Raw genomic sequence first — 26,736 nt, 5'->3', positions numbered from 1 at the left:
AACCTACCGGCTGCCGGAGCCGGGAAAAGCCTATTCGGGAATCACTTCAAACACGCCGGGCAACATACGGTAATGCTCGGCGTAGTCCAGGCCATAGCCCACAATGAACCCCTGGTTCAGCTTGAAGCCCGCAAAATCGACCTTGACGTCAACTTCCCGGCGTTCATCCTTGTCCACCAGTGCAGCCAGACGCAGACTGCGCGCCTTGCGCGCCGCAAACTGCCCGAGCAGAAAACGCATGCTGTGCCCGCTGTCCACGATATCTTCAACAATCAGCACATGCTTGTCGCAAATGTCAATCTCCACATCTTTGCTGAAGATCACATGCTTGGAGCTGGAAGACCCTTTGCCATAACTGGACAAACGGACAAAATCCAGTTCCAGATTTTTGTTTTGCAAAAATCGAACCAGATCACTAAAAAACATGAAGCCACCCTTGAGCACACACACTGCCACCATCGGCTCATCACCGTACTCGGCGTTGATCTCTGCGGCCAGTTCCTGGATCCGGGCTGCAATCTGTTCCGGCGTGAATACCGGTTTCAGTTCTTTTACCTTGATGTCGTTAGCCTTGGACATGCACCTCTCCTACGTCCTTTGCAGCGGAATCCAGTTCAAAATAGACGGCTGTTTCGTCGCAGTTGGGGTACTTGGCGCAGTGCACGCAGTCGGCCCAGATTTTTTGCGGCAAAACATCCTTGTCCACAACCCTGAAACCCAGGCGGGCGAAAAACGCCTCCTGGTATGTAAGCGCAAACACTTTCTGAATATGCAGATCGCGGCATTCACTAAGGCAGGCGTCGACAAGCTCCCTGCCTGTTCCCAGGCGGCGGACGTCTTCACGCACCACAAGCGAGCATATTTCGGCCAGGTCTTCCCACACAGGGGCAAGGGCGCAGCAGCCCACTATCTCGCCAGCAGTATTTTCTGCAACCATAAAGTTGCGCACATGTCCATAAAGATGGATCAGCGCGCGGGGCAGCAAAAGCCCTTTCTGGGCGCATTGCAGCAAAAGCCCATGCATGGACTTTACATCGTCCATGTGGGCCTTGCGCACCACAAGGGTATTTTCCATTATTTCTGTTCCAGCAGCTTTTTAAAGACCATTTCGACCATTTCTGCGTCCGCCATACCGGGTTCAGAAAGAATGAGCTGGCCATCCTTGCTGTAGAAGGCATTGTGCGGAATCTGCGAAATCTTGAACGCCCGCGCCACTTCGCGGTCAGCGACAAAGACGGGGTATGTCATCTTCATCTTTTCCACAAAGGGGGGCACAACCTTGGAGTCTTCATCAAGGGAGATGCTAACAATAAGCACGTCTTTTTCCGCGTACTTTTTGCGAACATTCACAAGCTCAGGGATTTCAACGCGGCACGGAGGGCACCATGTGGCGAAGAAATTGAGCATGATGACCTTGCCCTTGTTTTTGGCAAGCATATCCGTCAGCCCGGCCAAATTCAGGGTAGGAACCGATGACGAGGCCGCCAGCGCCGAGCACGGCAAAGCCAGACACAGCAATAAGGCCAGGATGAGTTTCTTCATAGTTTATACCCGAAGTTTTGAATGAGGAGCAAAGGCCGCGCCAGGGCGCGGCTAAACAAACTGCTTGGCGGCCTTTACCGCACCTACGGCGTCAGCGCAATACGCATCTGCGCCGATGGCATCGGCAAAAGCCTGCGTAACGGCAGCCCCGCCCACCAGTACCTTGATGGGCAAAGCGCGCTCCCTGACGATTTTGATGGTGTCTTCCATGCGAACCATGGTGGTGGTCATCAATGCCGACAAGCCGATGATACGCGCGTTGTGCTTGAGTGCGCAAGCAACAATGGCTTCTGCCGGAACGTCCTTGCCCGCGTCCACCACGTCAAAACCGTGGTTGCCGAGCAGCAGCGAAACAATGTTCTTGCCAATATCATGGATATCGCCTTCTACCGTGGCCATCACTACGACAGGACGCGTTTCCGGGCCGCGCCCGGCCTCCAGCAAAGGCTTGAGATACGCAAAAGCCGTCTGCATGGTTTCTGCCGCGCGGATGAGCTGGGGCAAAAAATACTCCCGCCGTTCATAGCGCGCGCCCACTTCCGTAATAGCCGGAATGAGCGTTTCCTGCACAAGGGTAAAGGGGTCGGCTCCCGCGTCAAGCTCGGCCGTAAGCAGAGTCAGCACATTTTCCTTGTCGCCGTTGAGCACGGCTTCGGCAAGGGTTTTGGCCGCAGCCCCGCCGCCCTGGCGCACCTGCACGGAGCCTTCGCCGGGCTTCCAGCCGGAATAGGAGGCTATAAACGAGGATGCGTGGGCATCGTGGTTGCACAGCACCTTGAGCGCGTCTGCCGCCTCGCGCAGCCGCTGGGCAGAGGGGTTGGCGATGCACGATGTAAGCCCCGCGCCTGCCGCAAGGGAAAGAAACGTGGAATTAAGCAGTTCGCGCGCCGGTAGGCCGAAAGAAAGATTTGAAAGGCCAAGCGTTGTGGGCAGGCCATTGGCAGCGCACCAGCGCGTCATTTCCAGGCACTGGAGGGCGCTGTCCGCGCTGGAGGATACAGCCAGCGCCAGAATATCCACCATCATCAGCCGCCGTGAAATGCCCATGCCCTCGGCCCTTTCGATCAGGCTCTCCACCGTGCTGATGCGCTCTGCGGCTTTTTCCGGCAGATGCGCCCCCTGGAGGGGCAGCAGAATAAAGGGCGCGCCAAAATCGCGGCACAAGGGGCCGAGCGCTTCCATGCGACCAGTCTCGCCGCTGATGGAATTCACCAGAAACGAACCGGGACAGTACGGCAATGCGTTGGCAATGGCATCCGCATTGGAAGAATCTATGGAGAGCGGCAGGGGCAGCCGCCCCACAAGACGCTGCACCAGTTCGGGCAAAAGCTGGGTTTCGTCCACCAGGGGCGCGCCCACGTTCACGTCAAGCACAGTGGCCCCGGCATCCACCTGAGCATCGGCAAGTTGCATGGCAACGTCAAAAGCTCCAGCCTGAAGCTCCTGCGTAAGAGCTTTTTTCCCCGTGGGGTTGATGCGTTCGCCAATGATGGTCAGGGGCTGGCCCACAGCGATGCGCACCATCTGGGAGCGGTTGGTCAGGCAGATGCCCTTGCGCGATACCGTGGGGGGCGTGACGCTGTCCATGCCGCGCAAGGCCTGCGCAAGCGCCGCCAGATGAGCGGGCGTTGTGCCGCAGCAGCCGCCAAGTATGCGCGCGCCAAGGTGGGCGAAGGGGGCGGTTTTTTGCGCAAAATCTTCCGGCCCAAGAGGGAACACGGTTTCGTTGCCGCGCAGCTCGGGCAAACCGGCATTGGGTTCGGCCATGACCGGGCATTCGCACACGCTGAGCAGTTCCTGCACCACTGGCAGCATCTGATCCGGCCCGAGGCTACAGTTGGTGCCGACCACATCCACGCCCATGTTCTGCATGGTTTCGGCAAAAATTGCGGGGGTAGAGCCGGTAAGGCTCACGCCCTGTTCAAAAGTCATGGAGACCATGACGGGCAGGTCGCATTCCTGCCGGGCAGCCACCACGGCAGCTCTTGCTTCGGCAAGGTCGAACTGTGTTTCAATAAATATGAGGTCGGCCCCGCCCGCCACAAGCCCGCGAATCTGATTGGCAAAAGCCGCGATAAGATCGCGCGGTTCCACCGGGCCGAGGGGCTTGGCAAAATGCCCAGTGGGGCCCACATTGCCCGCCACAAAGACAGGGCGGCCAGCCTGCGCGGCGGCTTCTTTGGCAATTTCGACCATGCGCCGGTTAAACGAAAAAACGTCCAGACTTTTTGGCAGCTTGTAAATATTGCCGCCAAAGGTGCACGACGTCAGCAGATCAACGCCCGCGTCCAGATAGGCCTTGTGGATGCCGCGCAGGGTGTCGGGGTTTGCCATGCAAAATTCTTCGGGAGTCGCGCCGGCGGGCATGCCCGAGGCCTGAAGCATGGTACCCATGGCACCGTCGAGCAAAAGAGGCCTGCCAAGGCCGAGGGCTTGTCGAAATGTCATCGTCGTCTCGCTCTGTTCCCAGCACAGTCGCCGCAAGCCAAAGTGCACCTTTGCCTTCCGCCTGCAATACCTGTATGCTGGGGCTTCCGTTGTTTGAGGCCGCTGATTCCGTAAGGATTTTGCGAACCGGAACATGCGGGCCGAACCGGGGCTGAACGCCGCCGGGGCCGCGAAACCGCGCCGCGCATTAAACCCGGCAGGCCTTTTACTACTGAAAAACACTGAAAAGAACAAACCAAAACTATAGCATTAAACATTGCGGCCCGTTGAAGGCAGCGATGCTCAGACATAAATATCATGAAAAAAGATAGTCCGATAGCTCCCAAAAACCCGCGCAGCGCGCAAAAAGCGGAAGAAACCGAGATTTCCTCGCCTGAGGTGGAAATTCTGGATGCTCCCCCTTCGCGCAAGCGGGCAGCCCCTGCCGGGGGGGGCACCCGTGGTGGTGCCGCCAAGACACGCGCCCGCGCGACCGAAGGCAAGGCCGCCAAGCAGAGCATCCTTGATGTGGATGGCTCCGCCGTGCGCGAGGTTCCAGCAGATTCCGTATCTGACGATCAGGACGATGATGACGCGATTGCTGATTCTGCGGAAGATGTGGACGTTGAGCTGGACGCCAGCGATCATGACCTCGACCCCATTGTTCTTGAAGACGACCATGAGGGCCTGCCTGCGCCGTCCACAACGCGCCTGCCTGCAGTTGGCCCGCGCGACAGCCTGCACCTTTACCTGCGCGAAGTAAGCCGCTTCCCCCTGCTCAAGCCGGATGAAGAACACGAGCTTGCCCTGCGTGTGCGCGACCACAACGATGCGGACGCGGCCTTTCGGCTTGTTTCATCGCATCTGCGGCTTGTGGTGCGCATTGCCATGGACTTTCAGCGCAGATGGATGCAGAACGTGCTCGACCTTGTACAGGAGGGCAATGTGGGGCTCATGCGTGCGGTCAACAAATTTGACCCCGACAAGGGCATCAAGTTTTCGTACTATGCTTCGTTCTGGATCAAGGCCTACATACTCAAGTTCATCATGGACAACTGGCGCATGGTCAAGATCGGCACCACCCAGGTGCAGCGCAAGCTGTTCTACAATCTGAACCGCGAGCGTCAAAAGCTGATCATGCAGGGCTTTGACCCCGATGCGGCCATGCTTTCCGAGCGCCTCGGCGTTACGGAAGACCAGATCAACGAGATGGATCAGCGCCTCGCCTCCACAGACATGTCGCTGAACGTGCCCGTGGGCGAGGATGCCGGCGGTGCAACGCGCATGGACTTTTTGCCCGCGCTCGGCCCCGGCATTGAAGACAGCCTTGCCAGCGATGAGATTGCCGGGCTTGTGCGCAGCAAGCTCAAGACCATACTGCCCAAGCTGAACGAAAAAGAGCTGTATATTCTGCAAAACCGCCTGCTCACGGATGAACCTGTAACCTTGCGCGAGATAGGCGAACGGTATAACGTCACGCGGGAACGAGTCCGCCAGCTTGAGGCGCGGTTGCTGGAAAAGATCCGGCAGCATCTAGCTGTGGATATCAAAGACTTTTCAGACACATGGATACAATCCTGATATGAAACGTAACCACGTTGCGCTGCTATGCGCCCTGGCCCTGACTGCCGCTACCTCCTTTTCATTGCTGGGATGCGGCGGCTGTTCCGGCGCCAGGCACCAGACTGCTGAAAAATCGGACACTTCCGCAGCGGAATCTACCGCGCCTTCTGCCACGGCAAAGGCCCAGCAGCACGACCTCAAGGGCGTATCGCTGCGACCGGTTGAGGCAGAGCTTACGCCCAATGCGCTCAACACATATGCCTTTCTTGTTTTTGCGCAGGCCATGAACAATGAGGACGACAACGCCCTTGCCGCCGCATCGCCACTGCTGGCCAAGGCGCACATGCCCGTCAACATCTGGCTTGAAGGCGGCGTGTGGCTGCTCAGCCGCAAGTCTCCCCATACCGCGATGGTCATGGAGCAGGCCTTGAGTGTCTGGCCCGATGATATTTCGCTCAATCTGCTTTACGCCGAAGCCCTCATGGAAAAAGGTTCGCCCGAGCTTGGCGTCAAGCTCATGCGCGAATACCTTAAAAAGCATCCCGATTCCGTAGATGCCCGCATGGAGCTGGCCCTGCTGCTGGTCAAAACCAAGCAGTATCCCGAAGCCGAAAAGCTGCTCAACAGCGTTACGGGCAAGCAGCGCACCCCGCTGGTGGACTATTACCACGCCCGGGCGCTCATTGGCATGGACAGGCCCAGCGAGGCCGTGGCCTACCTGCAGCGCGCCATCAAGGATACGCCCGATTTTGTGGAGGCCCTGGCGGAACTGGCCTTCATCTATGAGCAGAAGCCCGACCTCAAAGCCGCGCGCGGCGTTTATGAAAAGCTGCTCAAACTCAATTTTTCATCGCAGGATGTTCTGCTGAGGCTCATCAATATCTCGCTGCGCATGGGCCAGCCCGAACGGGCGCTCAAGTATATGCAGCAGGGGCCGGACAGTACGCCTTTCAAACTGACCGTCGCCAGCATGTTTATGGATTCACGCCACTTTTTGCAGGCGGAAAGCCTGCTCAAGCAGGTAGTGGCCCAGGGCGATGCGCCCCACGATGTGTATCTTCTGCTGGCCGAGCTGGCATACGACCAGCGCCGCGATCTGGATATGGCCTTCTCCTGGCTGGATAAAATCCCGGCCTCCAGCAAGGCTGCCGTGCGGGGCGTGCTGCTGCGCATCCAGCTGCTGGCAGAGGCTGGCCGTGATGCCGAGGCCCTTGACGCCGTGCGCAAAGCCACAAGCGCCAATCCCGACTCCTCCGAGCTTGTGGAGGTCGAGGTGCGCCTGCTTGCGCGGCAAAAGCAGATGAAGCAGGCCCTGGACGTTGCCCAGAATGCCATAAAGCGCTGGCCCAACAATGCGGAAATGTTCTTTCTGCTCGGCTCTCTTCAGGATGAAACCGGCGACAAAAAAGCCGCTTTCAAAACCATGGAGAAGCTTCTGGCTCTGCATCCTGACAATTATCAGGCGCTCAACTACGTGGGCTACACCCTGGCCGAAGAAGACCGCGACCTTGACCGCGCCCTGACGCTTCTTGTGCGGGCCAACGATCTGGCCCCCAACCAGTCCTATATTATAGATTCTCTGGCCTGGGCCTATTTCAAGGCTGGAAAACTCGATGACGCCCTGAAGGAAATCCGCCGCGCCGTTACGCTGGACGAGCATACGTATGCCTCCATATGGGAGCACTACGGCGATATCGCCGCGCGGGCTGGCCTTAAGGATGAAGCCCGCACTGCCTATCAAAAGGCCATGGAACTCAAACCCGACAATGCGGAAGCATTGCGGCAGCGGCTTTCACATCTATGAAAAAATTAGTTATTTTTTGTTGTCTGGCGCTGCTGTGCGCCTGCGCCCGTCAGCCTGTACTGGAAACATCGCCCGAAAACCGCGCGGTGCTTGAACAGCGCTGGCAAAAGTTTGCGGCTGTCAGCTCTGCCGACAAGTCTGAACCCTATCGCCTGCAACTGAGCCTGCGCTTTGGCACCGAGGGCGATACGCGGCGCGTCACGGCCCTGTTCTGGGGCAATAGCCAGCGTCAGCTGCGGCTGGACGTTATGGCGGGCGTGGGCACCACTGTTGCCAAGATACTTGAAGACGGGCAGCATTTTCTTGTGTACAGCCCCAGCGAAAACAAGGCCTACTTCTATCAGGGCGCTACCAAGCCCCTGCTTCAGGTTGGCGTGCCGGTTCCCTTCAACCTTGTGCACCTGGCCGACCTGCTCAATGGCCGTTACACGGCGGTATTTGGCAACCAGTTTGACAAAACCGCCTTTTCCGCCGACGGCAAGGCCCTGTACGACCTTCAGGGCCAGCCTGGAGGCCGCCTGATCATCAACGAGCAGGGGCTGCCCGTGGAATGGCAGGAACAGGCCAACGGCAAGGGCTGGAGCATGGAAATCCTGTATTCGGATGATCCCAAGCCGCTGCCCCGCCGTCTGAACCTTGCCCACAGCAACGGCAAACGCGCCATTGTGCTTATCAAGGAAAGAGAAAAGGTTTCCCAGCCCTTTACAAAAGAGCAAATGGCCTTAACCCTTCCTGATGACGCACCCCTGCTGCCGCTCGCCAAGTTCAAGCAGCAGCAATAGTTTTGGCCTGTCGGGCCGCGCCTGACGGCTGCGGCCCGGTATCGGGGCAACCCGCCTTAACCGCCACTACAGAAGTGTTAAATGCTCTAGCGGTGCGTCCGGCCAGTCCGGGCGCACCGTGCGTACCTTTGCAGGAGTATACATGCAGACCATTCACATTGCCTCAGACCACGCTGGCTATGCGCTGAAAGAACACCTTGTCCAGTTTCTTGCCCAGAAGGGCATAAACGTGGTGGACGACGGCACCCACTCCACCGAAAGCTGCGACTACCCCGTGCTGGCGCACAAGCTTTGCGCCGCTGTGGAAAAAGAGCAGGGCGCAGGCATTCTCATTTGCGGTACAGGCATTGGCATTTCCATTGCCGCCAACCGCCACGCCGGCATCCGCGCGGCCCTGTGCGCCACAGAGCTTCAGGCGCGCCTTTCGCGCCAGCACAACAACGCCAATGTGCTCTGCCTCGGCGCGCGCATCATCGGCGTGGAGCTGGCTCAGGCCATTGTGGAGGCATTTCTGGGCGCTTCCTTTGAAGGCGGCAGGCACCAGCGCCGCATCGACATGATCAATCTTCCCGGTCAGGCCGGGTAAGGGATATACATGCTGCTCTACAATACCCTGGGCCGTAAGAAGGAAGAGTTTGTTCCCGTTCATCCGGGCAAGGCAAACATGTATGTTTGCGGCATAACGGCCTATGATCTTTGTCATATCGGGCATGCGCGTTCCGCCCTTGTTTTTGATGTGCTCGTGCGGCAGTTGCGCCATACAGGGCTTGAGGTCCGCTTTGTGCGCAATTTTACGGACGTGGACGACAAGATCATCAACCGCGCCAACAAGGAAGGCCGGGACTGGCGCGAGGTTGCCCAGACCTACATAACAGCCTTCCACGAAGACATGGATCGGCTCGGCGTGCTGCGGGCCGATGAAGAACCCCGCGCCACCGACTTTATCCCGCAGATTCAGGCCATCTGCTCCACGCTTATTGATTCGGGCAAGGCCTACTCCACGCCCTCCGGGGACGTGTATTTTCGTGTGCGGGCTTACGAACCCTACGGCAAACTCTCTGGCCGCAGCCTCGACGATCTGCTCTCCGGCGCGCGCGTAGCGCCCGGCGAAGAAAAAGAAGACCCCCTGGATTTCGCCCTGTGGAAGGCCGCCAAGCCCGGTGAACCTTTCTGGGAAAGCCCCTGGGGCAAGGGCCGCCCCGGCTGGCATATTGAGTGCTCTGCCATGAGCCAGCCCTACCTGCCGCTGGACATTCACGGCGGCGGACAGGATCTTATCTTCCCGCACCACGAGAACGAGATCGCCCAGTCCGAAGCCGCCTGCGCCTGCTCGCTGGCCCGCTACTGGGTGCATAACGGCTTTGTGCAGGTAAATGCGGAAAAGATGTCCAAATCCCTGGGCAACTTCAAGACCATCCGCGATATTCTTGAAAACTATCTGCCTGAAACCCTGCGCTTTTTCCTGCTGGGCAAGCACTACCGCAGCCCCATCGACTTTACCGCCGACAGCATGGATGAAGCGGAAAAAGCCCAGCACCGCGTGTATACAGCCCTGCACGAGGCGGGCAAGGCCCTTGCCCGCGACAAGTGGAAAAAAACGCCCCTGCCGCAGGAAATGAACGAGGAATGGGCCGCGCTGCCCAAGGCTTTTGACGCCGCCCTTGAGGATGACATCAATACGGCGCAGGCTCTCGGACAGGTTTTTGCCCAGGTGCGCCTTGTGAACCGTCTGCTGGAAGACAAGGCCCTGCGCGCTGCCGAAGCCGGACGCGACCTCCTTCAGGAATTTCTTGCCCGCGCGCAGGAATGGGACAAGCGCCTTGGCCTCTTTGGGCAGGCTCCGCAGGATTTTCTGGCTGATTTGCGCGGTCAGCGCGCCACACGCGGCAAGATTGACGTGGCCCGAGTGGAAGAACTGATGCTCGCCCGTCAGGAAGCCCGCGCCAGCAAGGATTTTGCCCGCTCGGATTCGCTACGGCAGGAAATTCTTGATCTGGGCGTCAGCGTACGCGACACCCCCGAAGGTCAGGTTTGGGATCTGGAATAAGCCGCTGCCCGCGTCGGTCTCCGGCGCGGGCGCTTTTACTGCGGCATCATGAGGACGCCATGTTACATCGTGTTGCCCTGCGCCGTGTTATGGCGCTCTTTGTTCTGCTGGCATTTCTGTCAGCCCAGCTTGTGGCCGTACCGGCCCAGGCCTTCTTTTTCGGCGGCGTCACCATCAAGGACGAAAAGGAGATGGGCCACAAGTTTGACGTGATGATCCGCGCAAACATGCCCATTGTGGAAGACCCTGAGGTAAGCCAGTACGTCAACCAGATAGTGGATCGTCTGGTCAAAAAGATTCCGCCGCAGCCCTTCAGCTTCAAAGCCGCCGTTATCCTGCACAATTCGCTCAACGCCTTTGCCATTCCCGGCGGCTACGTCTACGTGTTCACCGGCCTCATCATGAACATGGAAAAGGAAGAAGAGCTCGCGGGCGTTCTTGCCCACGAACTGGCGCACGTAACCCAGCACCACGTGGCCTCACGCCTTGAGCGCGCGCAGTTTGTGACCCTTGGCTCCCTGCTGCTGGCCATTGCGGGCGTGGCGGTGGGCGGCTCCAGCGGCGGCGCCATTGCTGTGGGCGCGCTGGGGGCCGGGCAGTCGGCCATGCTCAACTACAGCCGCATGGACGAAACCGAGGCCGACCAGATTGGCCTGCAATACCTTGTGGCTGCGGGCTATCCTCCGCAGGGCATGGTGGGCGGCTTCAAGGTGCTGCGCCAGAAAAGCTGGATGAGCGGTACCAGCGTGCCGACCTACCTTTCTACCCACCCTGCCATCGGCGACCGCATCAACGGGCTTCAGGCCCGCATTGAGGGCATGGGCAAATCCGTTCAGGGGCGTACGCAGGACAACACCAAATTTGTCCGCGTCAAAACGCTCCTCTGGGCGCGCTATGGCGACGCGCAGGCTGCGCAGCAGCGTTTTTCGGGCAAGGACGGCCTTTCGTGCATGGGGCGCGGCATTGTGCTGGCCCGCACCAACCGCGTTAACGAGGCCAGCAAGGCTTTTGACGAAGCCCTCGCCGCTTCGCCCAACGACCCTCTGGTGCTGCGCGAGGCTGGCGCATTCCACTACCGCAAGGGCGACATGAGCCGTGCTGATGGCCTGCTGCGTCAGGCCATGCGCCTGGATCCGCGCGACTATATGGCCTCTTTTTTCTATGCCCGCATGCTTGACGAAACGGGCAGGCAGGCGCAGGCCGCGCAGTATTATAAAGATGTGCTGCGCTACGTGCCGGAAGACGCCGAAGTTCACGAGGCCTATGCCCGCTCGCTCGGTAAAACGGGCGACACTGCCGGGGCCTATATCCACATGGCGTACAGCGCCCTGTATTCCAACAACAAAAAACAGGCCGAGCGTTACTTTAATCAGGCCAAGGCCTTGTCGGGCAAATCTGCGAATCCGCGTGATTTTCAGAAGCTTGAGGCCGCCTATAAAGAACGCAAGGAAATATGGGAAAAGAACTGATGCTGGATACGCATGCCACAACCATACTGGCAGTAAGAAAGAATGGCCGCGTGGCCATTGCTGGCGATGGTCAGGTGACCCTGGGCCAGAATATGATCATGAAGCACGGTGCGCAGAAGGTGCGGCGGTTGTACGACGGCAAAATCCTGGCGGGTTTTGCCGGGGCCACAGCCGATGCCTTTACACTGTTTGAGCTTTTTGAAGCCAAGCTCAAGGAATTGCGCGGCAACATGGTTCGCGCCGCCGTCGAAATGACCAAGGAGTGGCGCAAGGACAAATACCTGCGCAAGCTTGAGGCCATGCTCCTGCTGGCGGACAGCGAACACATTCTCGTTCTGTCTGGCACGGGCGATGTCATTGAACCGGACGACGAGGTTGCAGCCATTGGCAGCGGCGGCCCCTATGCCCTAGCGGCAGCGCGGGCGCTTGCCCGGCACAGCAACATGGACGCGGAGGCCATTGCCCGCGAGGCCATGCGCATTGCCTCGGAAATCTGCGTGTACACCAACGGCAACCTTACGGTTGAAACGCTGTAGCCATCACTGCCACAGGAGCGGAAAAATTCATGAGCGTAGTTGTTGCCGGGTGCAAGGTTAACCTTGGTTTGCGCATCACGGGCGTGCGGGAAAACGGGTATCATGAGCTGGATTCTCTTTTCTGGCCCCTGCCCCGCCCCTGCGACCGTCTGCACATACGTGAAACCGGCACAGCCGGTCTGGTTGTACAGTGTGATACGCCCGGCATTGACCTTGAGAACAACACCCTCACCAAGGCCTACGCCGCCCTCGCCAAACGTGTGCCCAACCTGCCCGGGCTTGAAGTGCGCCTGAACAAGGGCATTCCCGCTGGTGCAGGGCTTGGCGGCGGCAGCAGCGATGCGGCGGCCCTGCTGCGCTGGCTCAACAGCAGGTTATCCAGCCCGCTTGACGATCAGGCGCTGGCAGAGGTTGCCCTCACAGTTGGCGCGGACACGCCGTTTTTTCTCATAAACAAACCCTGCCGGGTGCGTGGCATTGGCGAGATCATCGAGCCTTGCAGGGATGATGCGCTTGCAGGCATACACCTTGTTCTGGTATGCTCCCAAATTCATGCATCCACCCCCCAGGCATACGCCGATTATGACGCCGCGCTCAAGGCCTCAAACACGGTTTCTGGGCAAAATTGCTTGACAAAGACAGAAAGCAAGGCTAATGGAACTTTTCTCTCCGGGGTGCGGACAGAGTTGAGCATTCACAACGACCTTGAGGACGTTGTATTTTCTCGCCATCCACAGCTTGCAGAAATCAAGGCGAACTTGCTGCGCCTTGGGGCTGGAGCCGTAGCCATGAGTGGCAGCGGCTCAAGCATTGTGGCGCTTTTCGCACACGAATTCCATGTGGAATCGCAGGCGGCTGCCGCCATGCTGCAAGGAGAGAACAGGCGCGTATACGCGCACGTGCTGTGAAATACTGGGATGTAGCCAAGTGGTAAGGCAACGGGTTTTGGCTCCGTCATTCGAAGGTTCGAACCCTTCCATCCCAGCCACACGCTGCTGTATCGCGCCTGGGGCGTCTGACCGCGCCTTCCGTCGATTTGTCGGCGGCCTGGCAATAAAGCGCCGCCTTTCTTCCGGCGACGGCAGCAAGGATGTATAACCGTAAGTGCTCTTTGGCGCGCAAGGCAGGGCGGTTCATGTACAGCGATCTTAAGATCGTCACCGGGTCTTCCAATCCGGATTTGGCCAAGGCCATCTGCAACCATCTGGGGTGTCAACTCACGCCCACGCTGGCGACCACGTTCAGCGACGGCGAGTTGCGGATCGAAATAGGCGACAATGTTCGCGGTGATGACGTTTTTGTGGTGCAGCCCACCTGCCCCCCGACCATCAACCGCAATCTGGTGCAGCTCTGCCTCATGCTTGATGCCCTCAAAAGGGCCAGCGCAGGCAGGATTACCGCCGTTATTCCTTACTACGGCTATGCGCGCCAGGATCGCAAGGTCAGCCCCCGTGCGCCCATCAGCGCCAAAATGGTGGCCGATTTTATCAGCGTTGCCGGTGCGGAACGCGTGGTCACCATTGACCTGCACGCAGGACAGATTCAGGGCTACTTTGACTGCCCGGTGGACAACCTGTTTGCCGTGCCTGTCATGCTTGAATCGCTGCGGCGGCTGCACGACGACAACATCGTGATTGTGTCGCCCGATGCTGGCGGTGTTGAACGCGCCCGCGCCTATGCCAAAAGGCTCAACGCGCCGCTGGCCATTGTGGACAAGCGCCGCGACAAGCCCAATCAGGCTCAGGCCATGCATGTTATCGGCGATGTGAAAGGCCGCCTTGCCATTGTGGTGGACGACATGATCGACACCGCTGGCACATTGTGCGCCGGTGCGGAAGTGCTGCTCAAAAACGGCGCTACCAAGATTGTGGCCTGCGCCACCCACGCTGTTTTGTCCGGCCCCGCCATTGACCGCATCAACAGCACCGAGGCGCTTTCGCAGGTATTTGTCACAGACACCATCCCCATGGGCGACAAACTTGAACGTTGCCCCAAGCTGGAGGTTGTTTCTGTGGCTGCCCTTCTGGGCAAGACTATCCACAACATCCATACCGGTTCATCGGTAAGCGTGTTGTTTGTGTAACCCGCTTTATGCGGATTGCGTATAGACCCAAGCCTGCCCGCAAGGGCCGGTTCCATAATAACAGAACTTTTTCCGCACGCTTCGGCTGCGGTAAGCCAAGGAGCAGGACATGAATATTGAAAAGACTTTGAGCGTGCAGAAGCGCGATGGTAGCGGCAAAGGCGCCAGTGGCCGTCTGCGTACCCAGGATCTGATCCCCGGCGTGTTCTACACCGCCAAGGGTGACAACATCTCTGTGCAGGCTCCTGCCCTGCCGCTGGAAAAGATTTTTGCCGAAGCCGGTCGTACCTCGGTGTTCAACCTCGAGATTGACGACAACGGTCAGAAGTCCGTGCATCCTGTGATCATCTGGGACGTGCAGTACCATCCCTACAAGAAAGAATTCAGCCACATCGACTACTACGGCGTGGATCTGGAAAAGCCCGTCACCGTTGACGTGCCCGTGGAATTCGTGGGCGTGTCGCGAGGCGTGAAGCTCGGCGGCCAGCTTGAAACCTACCGCGAAATCGTGCGTCTGTGCAGCAAGCCCCTGGACATGCCCAAAAAGATCGTTGTTGATGTGACCCCCATGGACATCAACACCACCATCTGCGTGGGCGACCTGCCCCTGCCCGAAAACGTCAAGGCCGTTTACGACCAGAACTTCGCCATCGTCAGCGTTCTTTCCAAGGCCAAGGAAGCCGCTGAAGCCGCCGAATAAGACTGTTTGACGCAAAGCCCGGTCATCGGGCCTTTGTGCGACTGTATTGGCCGGTTCCTTGCGGGACCGGCCTCATTTTATGTACGCATGGCGCCATGAATAAACCAGCCTTTGTTACGCACAAGCTGTCTGCCCATAACCGGGAACTGCGGCTCGAACTCTGGCCCAATCATGGGGCCGGGGTCATGCTGTTTTATCCTGGCACCATGCTGTCGCCCATTCAGTATCGGCCCATGATTGCCGCCTTTCAGCAAGCTGGCTTTGCCGTTGCCGCAGTGCATTTTACCGGGCACGGTCTGAACCGCCACAGCGTGAGCTTCAGCTTTGACGACCTGCGGCAAAACTGCCTGGACGCCGAGGCATGGCTGCGTGGTGCAGGCCATGCCCACATTGCGGTGTGCGGGCACAGCCAGGGCGGCATACTCGCATTGGCGCACGCGGCTGCATCCCCCGGCCTTACAGCGGCATTTCCCATTACCGGGGTGCTGCCCCAGATGCGCGAAGCTGTCTATCTGACACGCTTTGCCGGGCTGGCTGACCGCAGAGCGGATATTGAACGTATTTTCTGTAGGCTGGCACGCTGGCTGCCGTGGCTGCCCATGCCCTTGCAGGCCTACCTTGATTCCTGGCGGATCATTTCCGGAGCGCGGCGAACTGTGAGCAACCGCCGCAAAACACGGCTGACATATCCCCTGAGTTTTCTGGCCAGCCTGTTTAGTACGCGTCTGCCCGAGAGCCTGCAGTGCCCCCTGTATTTTTTCAGCGCTCGAAATGATGCCCTGTTTACGCCAGCCATTATTCGGACCACCTTTGACTGCCTCAAGGCACCGTCCAAAAAACTGGTCTGGCTGCCCGGCGGCGGGCATCTGGCCGCCATGAATCCCCCGCTGTGCCATTTTATGGCACGCACCGCAGCAGCGACATGCGCGGGGCTTGGTCTGCCCCTGCACCTTGAGCGCATATAAATCGCCTCTGGAGGCGTACTGATGGACTATAAAGGCGTTATCGTAGGCCTGGGCAATCCCGGAGCCAAATACGACCACACACGTCATAATTGCGGCTTTGATTTTGTGAGCTATCTTGTGGAACTTGCCGCCAGAGACGGCGAAGCGAGCCAACAAAACGGCGGCAAATTTTCTTGCGAATTGTGGCGCTTGCGCCTGCCAAAGCTTGGGGGCTTATGGCTTGCGGCCAAGCCGCAGACATTCATGAACCTCAGCGGCCAGTGCGTGCAGCCGCTGCTCGCCTGGCACAAACTCAAGCCGCATGATCTTGTTGTTGTGCATGACGAGCTGGACATCCCCGCCGGGGAACTTCGCTTCAAGCTTGGCGGGGGCAATGCCGGGCACAATGGGCTGAAATCCATCACAGAACTCTTGGGAACGCCAGATTTTTACCGCTTGCGCATGGGCATTGGCCGGCCCCCTCACAAGGGTGACGTGACAAACTGGGTACTGGGCCGACCGGAAGGCGAAGATGCAAAAAACATTGAAGAATCGATGGAACTTGCCGCCGATACATTGTTTGCCTTTGCCGATAAAGGGCTCGACAGTGCTGTTCGTGCTGCGCGAAAGGCATCCTGAGCGGTACCGTGCAGTGCTGCCTTTTGATAATGGCTTTCTGTAACCGCCGGTTTTGCAATCAATTTGCATGGGGCCAATGCTGTAAACACGCTGCAACAGTACCTGCGCACTGCCTTGCTGGCCCGGTCAAATGCCCATTGCCCCAAATATGAGCAAAATACTTTTTCAACTGGACTCCTGCTCATTCTTGGACTAGGATATTTGAAGAGTCGGTTTCCGACCCTTCAATACTTCATTTAATTCGCGACTTCCAGCTATCGCTCCAGGTCTCGTTTATTTGCGCCTTTTGGGGCGTTTTGGTGGCATCATGTTCACTCCGGACGATCTCGTTGTATATCCTGCCCAAGGTGTGGGCCAAATAGAACGCATAGACAGCAAAACCGTTGGGGGGCTTGTCTGTGAGCTCTATATTGTGCGCATCCGGGCAAACAACGTAACGCTGATGGTTCCGGTGAATAATGCCGCGCATGTGGGCCTGCGCACCCTCACGCCCAAGGATGAAGCCTCCACGATTCTTGAATCGCTTCGCAATGATTCGGGCAAGGTTGTGTACACGGGCCAGAACTGGAACCGCCGCTTCCGCGAATACTCCGAGCGGCTCAAAAGCCCCAGCCTTGCTATTGTGGCCGAAGTGCTGCGCGAGCTGCTGCTTATTGGGCGCAGCAAGGAGCTTTCTTTTGGCGAACGGCGGCTTCAGGAGCAGGCCATGGGCCTTGTGACCGGAGAACTGTCAGAAGTTCTGGAAATCGCAGAAGACAAGGTGCGCGACGAACTGCTTGAAATTTATGCCCCCCCGCCAGCCCCTGAAGAAACAGCCAGCTAGCCCGCTCACACCCAGACCGAATTTTTTGTGAACAGCGACGTATTTTTTCCTTGCCATTACAGAAAAGATGGGCTAATCGCATTTTCACACATCTTTTTTGTTCCCAATATCATCCGCCTACCACGCTACAATATGCAAATGTTGTAAGCGTTACCCTGTGTCTTATCAAAATATCGGACTGTTATGCGCAAAAAGAAAGCTACTTCCACACTGTTGACCGACAGCGCCTTGAGCCTCACGGATCTGAAGACGCGTAGCATGCAGGAACTCATGGAGCTGGCTGAGCAGTATGAAATTGAAAATGCCAGTTCCATGCGTAAGCAGGAACTCATTTTCGCTCTGCTTTCCACCTGTGCTTCACAAAACGGCGCCATTTACGGTGATGGCGTGCTTGAAATTCTGCCCGATGGCTTTGGCTTTTTGCGGTCGCCGCTGTGCAGCTACATGCCCGGCCCGGACGACATCTACGTGTCGCCCTCGCAGATCAGGCGGTTTTCTTTGCGCAAGGGAGACATAGTTTCCGGCCAGATCCGCCCCCCCAAGGAGGGCGAACGCTACTTTGCCCTTCTCAAGGTCACCGAGATCGGCTTTGAACCGCCGGAACACGCCAAGAACCTCGTTCTGTTTGACAACCTCACGCCCATCTATCCCGACCGCCAGCTCGTCATGGAAAATGGCGAGAAGAACCTTTCCAACCGCGTTATCGACATCATGGCCCCCATTGGCTGCGGACAGCGCGGCCTTATCGTGGCCCCGCCGCGCACGGGTAAAACAATCCTGCTCCAGGCGCTGGCCAATGCCATTAATGCCAATAACCCCGATGTATACCTCATTGTGCTTTTGATTGACGAGCGCCCGGAAGAAGTTACCGACATGGAGCGCACAGTCAAAAAGGCCGAGGTCATCAGCTCCACCTTTGACGAACCGCCGCAGCGCCACGTGCAGGTGTGCGAGATGGTGCTTGAAAAAGCCAAGCGCCTTGTGGAACGCAAGCGCGACGTTGTCATCCTGCTGGACTCCATCACCCGTCTGGGGCGCGCGTATAACGCTGTAACCCCTTCTTCCGGGCGGGTGCTCTCCGGTGGTCTTGACGCCAACGCCCTGCAACGGCCAAAACGCTTTTTTGGTGCGGCCCGCAATATTGAAGAAGGCGGCAGCCTCACCATAATTGCTACGGCGCTTATCGACACGGGTTCCCGCATGGATGAAGTTATCTTTGAAGAATTCAAAGGTACCGGCAACATGGAAATCTACCTCGACCGCCACCTTTCGGAAAAACGCGTTTTCCCCGCCATCGACATCAACCGCACGGGCACCCGCAAGGAAGACCTGCTGCTGGCCGACGATGTGCTCAACCGCGTGTGGATTCTGCGCAAGATTCTTGCGCCCATGTCTTCCATCGACAGCATGGAATTTTTGCTGGACAAAATGCGCGCGACCAAATCCAACAAGGATTTCATGAACGCCATGGGCAAGTAAGGCACCGGCAGCCAATCAAGGCAAATGGCCGCTCTGCGGCGCGTGGATGGAGCTGGCAACCCGGTCGGCTCCAGGTTTCGCCTTGACCTTGGGTTTAGCAAGGCTTATCTTTTAGGGTGTAATTTGCATTATTGCCCAACTCTCAACGGAGGCTCCCCGCATGTTCGGCGTAAGCATGCCTGAATTATTGCTCTTACTTGTTGTGGTTCTGCTTGTTTTCGGGTCGAACAAACTGCCGGAAATCGGCGGCGGGCTGGGTCGGGCAATCCGCAACTTTCGCCGCTCTTCAACCGAGCCGGATGAAATTGACATAACCCCCAAGGATAAAAAGCAGCCCACGTCTACTGACGATCCCAATCACAAGGCATAGAACCGCCCGTCGAAACATAAGGATTTGTCATGAAAACGGAACAGCTTTCAGTTTTTCTGGAAAACCGGGCCGGGCGTCTGGCCGAGGTTACGCATACACTGGCAGAGGCTGGCATCAACATTCGCGCGCTCTCTCTGGCCGATACTTCTGATTTCGGCATTTTGCGCATGATTGTATGCGACCATGATAAAGCCAAGATTGTTTTGAAGGAAAAGGGATTTACCCTTGGCCGCACAAGCGTTGTGGCCGTGGAAGTTCCCGATGTTCCCGGCGGCCTTGATTCCGTGCTTCAGACGGTTTCCAAGAACGGCATCAACGTGGAATACATGTACGCATTTGTGCAGCGCGAAGCTGAAAGCGCCGTCATGATCTTCCGCTTTGACAAGGTCGATCAGGCCATTGAAGTGCTCAAGGCACACGACTTTGTCATTATCCCGGCTGAGCGCCTCTGCGCCCGCTAGGGCATTTACGCAGGCCACAGAATTTTCAAGCTGAAAGAGCCGCAGTAACCTGCGGCTCTTTTTATTCAAGCTCTTTGGCAGATTTTACGCAAAATGGCTTGTGGTTTTCCACAAGCCATTTTTTCTTGCGAATAACGTGCCCCTTGGGCGTCAATACCACTATTCTAACCGACCCTAAAACGACCAGGCAACTCCCAGCGAAACAAGGGACTGGTCGTATCTGTACAGCGGGCTTTCTGAATTATTGTGGGTATACTGGTACGAAGTTTCAACAGACCAGGCATCGGTAATATGCCACGTAAGGGCCGCGCCGGTGCGCCATTTCTGATCAAGCCTGTTGGACGTTTCAAGGGCCGTTGCCGGGCCGTTGTACCAATCGTTTTCAAAGGAAACAAAGGGGGCAAGCTCAAAGCCCTTGGGCAGTTTGAGTGAAAGCCGCGCGCTGGCTTCCCATCCGGTGTAGCAGTAATCAGCCTTTTCAGGCGTATTGCCGCCCACATAACTCAGCCCAACCATGATTTCATGGTTGCTCTCGCCAAAAAAACGCCGCACGTACTGGCCTAGTGTCCAGTACGCGCCGTTGCGGTCGCCATCTCTGGAGTATGCCCGCGAATCCAGGGTACCACGCGTAATGAGCTGCCATGACGGCGTGACCGCCCAAAGCCATGTGGCTTCCGGGCCGGATGCCGTGACATTCTGGTACCACTGATAATCAAAAACTTCGCTCTTTAGGCGCAGATCAAACATGGTTGTAGGCGTGAGATGGCGAAGGCCCACAGCCGCCCTGCCCCATTCGGATGTGCGGCTGTGCACATCATCCAGCGAGGAATCTCCATTACCGCGCGCCATGCCCTGCGCATCGCCTACGATCCACCATGGCGTATCCCGCTCGGACTTCCAGCCCACATCGAGATTTGCCCCAAGATACGCGCCAAAGGTGCTTTTGGCTTCCGCATCCGGCAGTGTTACGCGCCAAACCCCCATGTCCATTGTGGTACTTGAGGGGCCAAATGTCGCGTTTGAGTCATACAACAGCCCAGTACGGAGTTTGCCGTGCACCTGCCAGTGATCGTAGCGCTTTTCAAGCGAATCCAGAAGTCGGTCATTATCAGCCTTGCTGATGTTGGGATTCAGCGATCGCATGGTTGCCATGGCTTGCTCCGCGCTTACGCGGTCTTCAAGCGCCATGTAGGCCTGCGCCAGTTCGCTATAGAGTACTGGTTCCGAAGGATACTTTTCCGTGAGGCGTTCATAGGCCATTACAGCCTGATTGTACCGCCCGCTGCGCATGGAGCTACGCGCCAGGTTAAGGTTGATTTCATCATCGTCCGGTGCTTCACGCAGCAGGCGCATGTACATATCATATGCGGAAGCATATTTGCCCTGCTGCATGAGGGCAGCGGCATCTGCCTTGGCGGATCCCACCGCCGTGCGCAGTGCAGGGGAATCATCCGCAGCGATGGCCGCACTGACCAGTAAAAGCATGCACAGGGGCACAAGCGCGAACCTACAGCAGAGCTGCAACGGGTGGAATGGATTACGTATCATTGTTTGTTCCACCTATCGTTGTTTGCCAGAAAATGAACCAGATTCAAGAACTCCATCAGTATTGCTGATCTGGTACCCACCAGCAACAGACAGCCCCGAGGAGGAGCGCGCGGCAGTTCCGTTCATGGAGCCTGTCACTCCATCAGCAGCAAATCCCCCCACATTCAGGCTTGAACCGCTGATGCTGCCCGTACCTCCAGTAAGCGCATTGGGAATGTCAGAGTTGCCAGACCGCATGACCCCGTTGCTCACACCGCCGTTTGTCAGATTAACCTGAAAGCTGAACGAGCCGGAGTACATATCACTTGTCAGCCCGCCAGATACGTTGGCGTTGCCCGTTTGCCGGAATCCCTCGCCCAGCCCCTGCGCTACAATGGGCGTCTGCGCCAGGCTCGTTGGCGTAATTGGGTTCCCCATTGCGGGGAAAGGCGGCGCCAGCTGCGCGGTTCCGCCAGAGGCGGGTCTGTTGGCTGCCACGCTTTCAGATACCAGGTTGTGGTCTGCTGGCGTCATGGGGGCAACCGTACCCTGCGGCAGGGTGATCTTGAAACCGGACGGCACCCGCACACCGTTAACAAAAACCTCTTTGGAGGTATTGGCTACATACACGGTTGTGGCGGCGTTATCCACTTTAACGGAAAGCATGGTGCCCCGGATGCCTACGGTAGCATCCGGCGTAACCACAGAAAACCCGTCAGGATTCTTTTCCACAATTTTGCCCGTGATAAACCGGGCTATGCCCTGCCCCATTCTGGCCTTGAAGGCAGGATTTGCACCTTCTGCGACTACAGTTTCAAGGCTCAGTGACGTGTTGGAACCAAGCGACACTGTAGTGTCGTCGTCAAAAAGAATCTGCGCCCGGCCCGTGGCGTCTGTCGTCAGCGTATCCCGATCCCCGACCGGACTTTTCATGTCCAGCGGCACGGCCTGTCCATCCCTTTGGGCAGTAACGCCAGCCTTGAAGGAAATAACCTGTCCCACATCCTTGGCCGTGCATACGCCCCCAGCCAGCAAAGTTAGGCACAGGGCCAAAGCCCCGCGCCCCAGCATTGAACGAATCATGTTTCCCCCACAGCAACAGGATGTTTCTACTTGCCTTCCATTGTCCAGATGCCGTCCCACAGGGCAGGCGGATTCTGCGCAAGCATGAGCGATCGCTCATGGTACAGACCAAACAGGCGCACGGCTGGATACCTTTTTGCCAGCGCGGCAAAGCCAGCCGCAGCCTCTGCAAAATCCCCATTTTCATACAGCGCGCGCGCCGCGCTCCATTGCGGCATGGACTCCTGAAAAATTGCATCCGCGCCCGACCTCATGGGCCAGTAGATGCTGACAGGCTTCGTCTTGCCCTTGACCCGCAGCACGTCAAGATGAACAAAGGCAAAGGCGTCCCCGCAGCCTTCCCTGGTATCCCCACTCACCACCACGGGCGCGCCATAGCGTTTACACAGCCCCTCAAGGCGCGAGGCAAGATTCACATTATCGCCTATGAGGGTGTAGTTGATAAGGTCTTCTGACCCCATGTTTCCCACATAGGCCTGCCCGGTGTGAATGCCCGCGCCCATGGCAAGGCGTATTCCAAAGCTCGCCTCTATTTCGCCGTTCAGTGCCTCAAGCTGCTCCTGCATGCTCAATGCGGCGTCCACCGCCAGCGCGGGATGGCCAGGCACATCAAGGGGCGCGTTCCAGAAGGCCATGAGCGCATCACCGATGAACTTGTCCAGCGTTCCCTGCCGACTGCGCACAATGGCCGTCATGGGCGTAAAATAACGGTTCAGCAGTTGCACCACATCCTGCGGCGAAAGCGATTCAGAAAGGCTTGTAAAACCCCGAATATCCGTGAACAGGATGGAAAGCTCACGATTTTCACCCGCCAGCAGATCACCCTGCCGCCTGCTGATCCGTTTGACAACCTCCGGCGATACATAGCGCGAAAACGCACGGCGCAGAACGATCTTCTGCTTTTCCTCCTGCCAGAAGCGCACGCTCAGCAGCAATCCGCCGCACAGCATTGTGGTGAGCAGACCATACAGGGGCGAAAGAAACAGACCGCCCATAAACAGCTGCCGTGAGGCCGCGACCGTAGCGCCCATCAACGCCAGCGAGGACGGCACATATACGCGCGGCCCGGCAAAGCCAAAGGCAAGCGTTGCCGCACAGGTCATAAAGGCGATTATCAGCGCCTGCGCCCCCGGCCCCCAGGATGGCAACTGCACAAAATTTCCGCTGATCATGGCGTCTATGGCCGCCGCATGCACCTCCACCCCCGGCATCACCCTGTCAAAGGGCGTTGCGCGGATGTCGGCCAGACCGGGTGCAGACGTGCCCACAAAGGCGATACAACCATCAATATCAGCCCGTTTTGCACTGCCATCCAGCACCTTGGCGGCACTGATATACCGATAGGTATGCCGCCCCCCCTGAAAGGGAACCAGCATATAGCCTTCGCGCGAAACCGGAATCTTGAACTCCCCCGCCGCCACGCTGAAAAGCCCGTCTGGCCCGGTATACAGCCGCAGGGCATCTGTCCCCAGCGCGCGCATGAGGGCCTGCAAGGCCAGCGAGGGATAAACTGCATCCCCAAGCTTGAGGAGAAGTGGTACCTGCCGCACAAGGCCATCCGCATCGGGCGATACATTCACAAAACCCACGGGGGCCTCTGCAAAAAGCTGCGGCAGGGGCAACACAGCACCACGGGCTGTCGGCAAATAGGCATCGAATGGGGGGGCATCCTTGCCGCCCCGCGCTATCATGGCCGGAGGCTGCGGCATGGGGCCGGAATACGGCTCGCCCGCATAGCGGGCAAATGCGCCCAGCACCACAGGCGCGGCGCGCACTGAGGCGGCAAACAGCGTATCAAAATCCGCCAGAAAAGAAGGCAGGCCCACGATTTCGAGCGTTACGCCCCGCTCCAGATAAAGGCCCTCGCGTAGACGTGTCGGCGAGGTTCTGTCCGGCTCAGCAAACATGATATCCAGCCCGATGGATGCAGCGCCATTCTGCGCCAGTCTGTCCACCAGGTCGGCCACCAGATACCGGGGCCAGGGCCACTGCCCGTAACGGGTCAGGGATTCTTCGTCTATATCGACAACAAGAGGAACTGGAGAAGGCTCGCTTTGCCGCCGCAGGGGCAGCAGCGCATCGTAAATTCTCAGATCAAGGCGTTGCAGCGCCACTGGCTGCAGCACATACAGCGCCAGCATGGCAAGGCCACCGCACAGCCCCACAAGGGCTGTGAAAATCCACGGCTGCCGCAGCAGCCGTTTCAGGGCATCGGCAATGCTCATGAAGCAGTATCGCGGTTTGTCTGTTCCGGCTCCGCATCAGGAAATCGCTCATAAATCTTGGCCACAACGTCCATGATTTCTTCAAGGCATTCCACAAGCTGCGGGTCGAAATGACTGCCCGCCTCCTCGCGCAGGAGTGCAAGAGCCTTTTCGTGCGGCCATGCGGCCTTGTACGAACGGGGAGAAACCAGCGCGTCAAACACATCGGCAATGGCGGTTATACGCGCCGCTAGGGGGATATCCTCCCCTTCCAGCCTGCCCGCGTCGCTTGGGCCTGCATAGCCCTTGCCATTCCATTTCTGGTGGTGATGGTGGGCTATCTCGCGGGCAAAGGTCATGAATCCCCCGCTTTGGGCCTCTGCTTCCAGAATGCCCGCGCCAATAATCGTATGCGACCGCATGATAGCCATTTCATCATCTGAGAGTTTGCCCGGTTTTTTCAGCAGCAGATCGCTCACGCCTACCTTGCCTATGTCGTGCAGCATGGCGGCAAGGCGTATCTGGCTTTTGACGTGCAGGGTCACGTCCGGGTCAAGGCACAGGCGGTTGGCCCGCGCCTGATACATTTCTGCGGCGATGGCGCCCACGCGCTCGGCATGGGGGCCAGTTTCAAGCGGGTCATGCACGGAGGCCAGCCGCACAAGCCTGTTGATGCTTGCCCGCACCAGATGGCTGCGTTCAAGGATATTGGCGATTTCGCGGGCCAGCACCCGTATGTGCCGCTCCATGTCGTGGGTGAACTTGCGGGGCTTGCCCGTGCGCGGATCAAGGCTGTTGATGAGCTGCATCACACCGGATATACGCCCCGCGTGGTCATGAAACGGTACCACGAGCATGGATTCCGTATGATATCCCGTGGCCTTGTCAAAATCATCACGGAACGAAAACGGCAAATCCTTCGGCATGGCGCGCACATCCACAATATTGAGCATTTCGCCCGTACAGGCCGCATAGCCCGCAATGGAATGGGGATTGATGGGCAGCCGCGCCGAAGAATAGGCGAACTTTGAGGCAGTATTTACAGAAAACAGACTGTCGTTGTGCGTATAGGCAAAGAGCAGATCTTCCCCATCAACAAGAAAAATGGTTCCGGCATCTGCCCGCGTGATCTCTCGGGATTTGGCGAGTATGCGGTCGAGCAGCGTGTTCTCGTCCTGGTACTGCGAAAGGTCGTCCAGAAATCTGTCGAGCCAGTCGCTGAACTGAACCAGACCACATTCTCCACAGGCCTGCTGCCTGGGCATGGGCAGGCTGAACCGCATGCCCTCCCGCGCAAAGCACAGGCGCTGCCCGCTTGTCTGGCAACTGTGCAAGGCCTCGCGCTGTAGGGCGTCTATCTGCGCATCCGTCATATCCGGCGCATGGTGTGAAAGCACAATGCATCCTGACCCGGCAGCATGGCCCAGGTCACGCCAGTCTTCCCAGCGGGAATGCCCCCAGCCTTCGATATAGCTGGCATTGCTGTACATGCTGTCCACAACAGCCAGATCCGCGCCTTCAAGCAGTTCGCGGGCCGCCTGCTGCACTTCGGGGGCGCGGGTGATTTCATAATCGCCAGAGTACACAAAAACGGCTTTGTCGGCGCAAACCCTGTAGGCGAGCGCGCCTCCGGGATGATTGGCCGCTATGGCCGCAACCGCGACGCCATCGGCGGGATGCACCTCGTCACCGGGTTCAAGGCTGTGCCGCACAACGTTTCCGGCAAAGTCGCTGAAGGATATGGGGAACATGCCGTGGGCAAAGTGATTGTCCAGCACGTCTTCGAGCCAGGCGGGAATATAGATGTGGGTTGTCCAGCGTGGGGAATGCAGGGGCGGAAAGAACCCCAGTCCCTGAATATGGTCTGTATGCCCGTGCGAAATAAAAAGATGGCAGGTGCCGCTTTCCGGCAGGTTTTCGCCAGCCTGCCGCAGCCCTGTACCAGCATCAAAAAAAATAAGCGCCCCGTTGTCGGAGCGCAGCTCAACGCATGAGGTGTTGCCACCGTAAAATGACATGGCCGGAGCTGGCACAGCAATACTGCCGCGCACGCCTCTGAGCACTACTTCCATGTGATCCTCCTGATGGATCAATACGGTGTTTTTATAGCGCTAACCCTATGACTTTTGTGATTTTTTTCAAGTGCTAAAAACTGAAATATCTGATATTCGGTAAGACTATTAGCTATGAATAAAGCAGGTTGGAAAAATATTTCTGAAAAATTTTTTTTTGTTTATGAAAGGCAATAAAAGC

At 57.8% G+C, this 26,736-nt stretch carries 24 protein-coding genes and 1 tRNA gene; 17 read left to right on the top strand and 8 right to left on the bottom strand.

Features of this window, described 5'->3' with window-relative positions:
* Positions 1-30: 30 nt before the first annotated feature.
* From hpt to ACUZ79_RS09050, 4 genes are read right to left on the bottom strand one after another with little or no spacing between them, the layout of a single operon-like run.
* Complete coding sequence (gene hpt, locus ACUZ79_RS09065) at positions 31-579, bottom strand: hypoxanthine phosphoribosyltransferase (protein WP_240824441.1); 549 nt, start codon at positions 577-579, stop codon at positions 31-33.
* On the bottom strand, positions 566-1,075 hold the full coding sequence (locus ACUZ79_RS09060; RefSeq protein ID WP_240824442.1) for an N-acetyltransferase: 510 nt from the start codon (positions 1,073-1,075) through the stop codon (positions 566-568). The genes hpt and ACUZ79_RS09060 overlap by 14 nt, the downstream gene beginning before the upstream one ends.
* A complete protein-coding gene (locus ACUZ79_RS09055; RefSeq protein WP_022659376.1) occupies positions 1,075-1,542 on the bottom strand; it encodes a TlpA family protein disulfide reductase in 468 nt (155 codons plus the stop codon). Before ACUZ79_RS09055 ends, ACUZ79_RS09060 begins: the two co-directional genes overlap by 1 nt.
* Before the next feature lie 51 nt (positions 1,543-1,593).
* Positions 1,594-3,990 (bottom strand): homocysteine S-methyltransferase family protein, encoded by a 2,397-nt coding sequence (locus tag ACUZ79_RS09050; RefSeq protein ID WP_449251375.1) that lies wholly within the window; start codon positions 3,988-3,990, stop codon positions 1,594-1,596.
* A gap of 297 nt (positions 3,991-4,287) precedes the next feature.
* Between ACUZ79_RS09050 and ACUZ79_RS09045 the strand changes: the two genes are divergently transcribed.
* From ACUZ79_RS09045 to ACUZ79_RS08965, 17 genes are all read left to right on the top strand, one after another.
* Positions 4,288-5,550 (top strand): RNA polymerase factor sigma-32, encoded by a 1,263-nt coding sequence (locus ACUZ79_RS09045; protein ID WP_449251374.1) that lies wholly within the window; start codon positions 4,288-4,290, stop codon positions 5,548-5,550.
* Between the two features lies 1 nt (position 5,551).
* A complete protein-coding gene (locus ACUZ79_RS09040) occupies positions 5,552-7,336 on the top strand; it encodes a tetratricopeptide repeat protein (protein WP_449251373.1) in 1,785 nt (594 codons plus the stop codon).
* Positions 7,333-8,118, top strand: a complete 786-nt coding sequence (locus ACUZ79_RS09035; protein ID WP_227117907.1) for an outer membrane lipoprotein LolB — start codon at positions 7,333-7,335, stop codon at positions 8,116-8,118. Before ACUZ79_RS09040 ends, ACUZ79_RS09035 begins: the two co-directional genes overlap by 4 nt.
* Before the next feature lie 142 nt (positions 8,119-8,260).
* A complete protein-coding gene (rpiB, locus tag ACUZ79_RS09030; RefSeq protein WP_240824447.1) occupies positions 8,261-8,704 on the top strand; it encodes a ribose 5-phosphate isomerase B in 444 nt (147 codons plus the stop codon).
* Positions 8,705-8,713: 9 nt separating this feature from the next.
* Positions 8,714-10,165, top strand: coding sequence for a cysteine--tRNA ligase (gene cysS / locus ACUZ79_RS09025; protein ID WP_449251372.1), 1,452 nt, complete (start codon positions 8,714-8,716; stop codon positions 10,163-10,165).
* 59 nt (positions 10,166-10,224) lie between these two features.
* On the top strand, positions 10,225-11,634 hold the full coding sequence (locus ACUZ79_RS09020; protein ID WP_240824449.1) for a beta-barrel assembly-enhancing protease: 1,410 nt from the start codon (positions 10,225-10,227) through the stop codon (positions 11,632-11,634).
* Positions 11,634-12,170: an ATP-dependent protease subunit HslV gene (gene hslV, locus ACUZ79_RS09015; protein WP_449251371.1), complete on the top strand. Its 537-nt coding sequence runs from the start codon at positions 11,634-11,636 to the stop codon at positions 12,168-12,170. The genes ACUZ79_RS09020 and hslV overlap by 1 nt, the downstream gene beginning before the upstream one ends.
* A 29-nt stretch (positions 12,171-12,199) precedes the next feature.
* Positions 12,200-13,078, top strand: a complete 879-nt coding sequence (gene ispE / locus ACUZ79_RS09010; RefSeq protein ID WP_449251370.1) for a 4-(cytidine 5'-diphospho)-2-C-methyl-D-erythritol kinase — start codon at positions 12,200-12,202, stop codon at positions 13,076-13,078.
* Positions 13,079-13,083: 5 nt separating this feature from the next.
* Positions 13,084-13,158 (top strand) — tRNA-Gln (locus ACUZ79_RS09005).
* Positions 13,159-13,305: 147 nt separating this feature from the next.
* Positions 13,306-14,253: a ribose-phosphate diphosphokinase gene (locus ACUZ79_RS09000; RefSeq protein WP_240824451.1), complete on the top strand. Its 948-nt coding sequence runs from the start codon at positions 13,306-13,308 to the stop codon at positions 14,251-14,253.
* Positions 14,254-14,362: 109 nt separating this feature from the next.
* On the top strand, positions 14,363-14,953 hold the full coding sequence (locus ACUZ79_RS08995) for a 50S ribosomal protein L25/general stress protein Ctc (protein WP_240824452.1): 591 nt from the start codon (positions 14,363-14,365) through the stop codon (positions 14,951-14,953).
* Positions 14,954-15,048: 95 nt separating this feature from the next.
* The gene (locus ACUZ79_RS08990) at positions 15,049-15,918 is read left to right on the top strand and encodes an alpha/beta hydrolase (protein WP_449251369.1); all 870 of its coding nucleotides are present in this window, start codon (positions 15,049-15,051) and stop codon (positions 15,916-15,918) included.
* 21 nt (positions 15,919-15,939) lie between these two features.
* Positions 15,940-16,536, top strand: a complete 597-nt coding sequence (gene pth, locus ACUZ79_RS08985; RefSeq protein ID WP_449251368.1) for an aminoacyl-tRNA hydrolase — start codon at positions 15,940-15,942, stop codon at positions 16,534-16,536.
* Positions 16,537-16,843: 307 nt separating this feature from the next.
* Positions 16,844-17,359, top strand: a complete 516-nt coding sequence (locus ACUZ79_RS08980; protein WP_240824455.1) for a CarD family transcriptional regulator — start codon at positions 16,844-16,846, stop codon at positions 17,357-17,359.
* Between the two features lie 183 nt (positions 17,360-17,542).
* A complete protein-coding gene (gene rho / locus ACUZ79_RS08975) occupies positions 17,543-18,838 on the top strand; it encodes a transcription termination factor Rho (protein ID WP_240824456.1) in 1,296 nt (431 codons plus the stop codon).
* Positions 18,839-18,998: 160 nt separating this feature from the next.
* Positions 18,999-19,208 carry a twin-arginine translocase TatA/TatE family subunit gene (locus tag ACUZ79_RS08970; protein WP_022659359.1) on the top strand — a complete coding sequence of 70 codons (210 nt, stop codon included), beginning with the start codon at positions 18,999-19,001 and terminating at the stop codon, positions 19,206-19,208.
* A 29-nt stretch (positions 19,209-19,237) separates the two neighbouring features.
* A complete protein-coding gene (locus ACUZ79_RS08965) occupies positions 19,238-19,669 on the top strand; it encodes an ACT domain-containing protein (RefSeq protein ID WP_449251367.1) in 432 nt (143 codons plus the stop codon).
* Between the two features lie 174 nt (positions 19,670-19,843).
* Here ACUZ79_RS08965 and ACUZ79_RS08960 read toward each other — a convergent pair whose 3' ends face one another.
* Genes ACUZ79_RS08960 through ACUZ79_RS08945 form a run of 4 tightly spaced genes read right to left on the bottom strand, consistent with a single transcriptional unit; the run spans position 19,844 to position 26,555 of the window.
* Positions 19,844-21,217 (bottom strand): surface lipoprotein assembly modifier, encoded by a 1,374-nt coding sequence (locus ACUZ79_RS08960; RefSeq protein WP_449251366.1) that lies wholly within the window; start codon positions 21,215-21,217, stop codon positions 19,844-19,846.
* Between the two features lie 12 nt (positions 21,218-21,229).
* Complete coding sequence (locus ACUZ79_RS08955) at positions 21,230-22,279, bottom strand: FecR family protein (RefSeq protein ID WP_449251365.1); 1,050 nt, start codon at positions 22,277-22,279, stop codon at positions 21,230-21,232.
* 26 nt (positions 22,280-22,305) lie between these two features.
* A complete protein-coding gene (locus ACUZ79_RS08950; RefSeq protein ID WP_449251364.1) occupies positions 22,306-24,504 on the bottom strand; it encodes a CHASE2 domain-containing protein in 2,199 nt (732 codons plus the stop codon).
* On the bottom strand, positions 24,501-26,555 hold the full coding sequence (locus ACUZ79_RS08945; protein WP_449251363.1) for an HD domain-containing phosphohydrolase: 2,055 nt from the start codon (positions 26,553-26,555) through the stop codon (positions 24,501-24,503). Before ACUZ79_RS08945 ends, ACUZ79_RS08950 begins: the two co-directional genes overlap by 4 nt.
* Positions 26,556-26,736 lie beyond the last annotated feature (181 nt).

This window comes from Desulfovibrio faecalis, from assembly GCF_053570625.1.
Note: the sequence above shows the minus strand (reverse complement) of the source record. Positions and strands in the feature narration are given on the sequence as shown.

Bases quoted from the DNA above. Each gene is read 5' to 3' on its own strand.
- ACUZ79_RS08955 (WP_449251365.1), bottom strand. From the start codon at position 22,279: ATGATTCGTTCAATGCTGGGGCGCGGGGCTTTGGCCCTGTGCCTAACT.
- ACUZ79_RS08995 (WP_240824452.1), top strand. From the start codon at position 14,363: ATGAATATTGAAAAGACTTTGAGCGTGCAGAAGCGCGATGGTAGCGGC.
- ACUZ79_RS08990 (WP_449251369.1), top strand. From the start codon at position 15,049: ATGAATAAACCAGCCTTTGTTACGCACAAGCTGTCTGCCCATAACCGG.
- ACUZ79_RS09050 (WP_449251375.1), bottom strand. From the start codon at position 3,990: ATGACATTTCGACAAGCCCTCGGCCTTGGCAGGCCTCTTTTGCTCGAC.
- hslV (WP_449251371.1), top strand. From the start codon at position 11,634: ATGCTGGATACGCATGCCACAACCATACTGGCAGTAAGAAAGAATGGC.
- ACUZ79_RS09060 (WP_240824442.1), bottom strand. From the start codon at position 1,075: ATGGAAAATACCCTTGTGGTGCGCAAGGCCCACATGGACGATGTAAAG.
- ACUZ79_RS08945 (WP_449251363.1), bottom strand. From the start codon at position 26,555: ATGGAAGTAGTGCTCAGAGGCGTGCGCGGCAGTATTGCTGTGCCAGCT.
- ACUZ79_RS09045 (WP_449251374.1), top strand. From the start codon at position 4,288: ATGAAAAAAGATAGTCCGATAGCTCCCAAAAACCCGCGCAGCGCGCAA.
- ACUZ79_RS08970 (WP_022659359.1), top strand. From the start codon at position 18,999: ATGTTCGGCGTAAGCATGCCTGAATTATTGCTCTTACTTGTTGTGGTT.
- rpiB (WP_240824447.1), top strand. From the start codon at position 8,261: ATGCAGACCATTCACATTGCCTCAGACCACGCTGGCTATGCGCTGAAA.
- ACUZ79_RS08980 (WP_240824455.1), top strand. From the start codon at position 16,844: ATGTTCACTCCGGACGATCTCGTTGTATATCCTGCCCAAGGTGTGGGC.
- ACUZ79_RS08965 (WP_449251367.1), top strand. From the start codon at position 19,238: ATGAAAACGGAACAGCTTTCAGTTTTTCTGGAAAACCGGGCCGGGCGT.
- cysS (WP_449251372.1), top strand. From the start codon at position 8,714: ATGCTGCTCTACAATACCCTGGGCCGTAAGAAGGAAGAGTTTGTTCCC.
- ACUZ79_RS08960 (WP_449251366.1), bottom strand. From the start codon at position 21,217: ATGATACGTAATCCATTCCACCCGTTGCAGCTCTGCTGTAGGTTCGCG.
- ACUZ79_RS09020 (WP_240824449.1), top strand. From the start codon at position 10,225: ATGTTACATCGTGTTGCCCTGCGCCGTGTTATGGCGCTCTTTGTTCTG.
- ACUZ79_RS08950 (WP_449251364.1), bottom strand. From the start codon at position 24,504: ATGAGCATTGCCGATGCCCTGAAACGGCTGCTGCGGCAGCCGTGGATT.
- ACUZ79_RS09000 (WP_240824451.1), top strand. From the start codon at position 13,306: ATGTACAGCGATCTTAAGATCGTCACCGGGTCTTCCAATCCGGATTTG.
- ACUZ79_RS09055 (WP_022659376.1), bottom strand. From the start codon at position 1,542: ATGAAGAAACTCATCCTGGCCTTATTGCTGTGTCTGGCTTTGCCGTGC.
- ispE (WP_449251370.1), top strand. From the start codon at position 12,200: ATGAGCGTAGTTGTTGCCGGGTGCAAGGTTAACCTTGGTTTGCGCATC.
- ACUZ79_RS09040 (WP_449251373.1), top strand. From the start codon at position 5,552: ATGAAACGTAACCACGTTGCGCTGCTATGCGCCCTGGCCCTGACTGCC.
- ACUZ79_RS09035 (WP_227117907.1), top strand. From the start codon at position 7,333: ATGAAAAAATTAGTTATTTTTTGTTGTCTGGCGCTGCTGTGCGCCTGC.
- hpt (WP_240824441.1), bottom strand. From the start codon at position 579: ATGTCCAAGGCTAACGACATCAAGGTAAAAGAACTGAAACCGGTATTC.
- rho (WP_240824456.1), top strand. From the start codon at position 17,543: ATGCGCAAAAAGAAAGCTACTTCCACACTGTTGACCGACAGCGCCTTG.
- pth (WP_449251368.1), top strand. From the start codon at position 15,940: ATGGACTATAAAGGCGTTATCGTAGGCCTGGGCAATCCCGGAGCCAAA.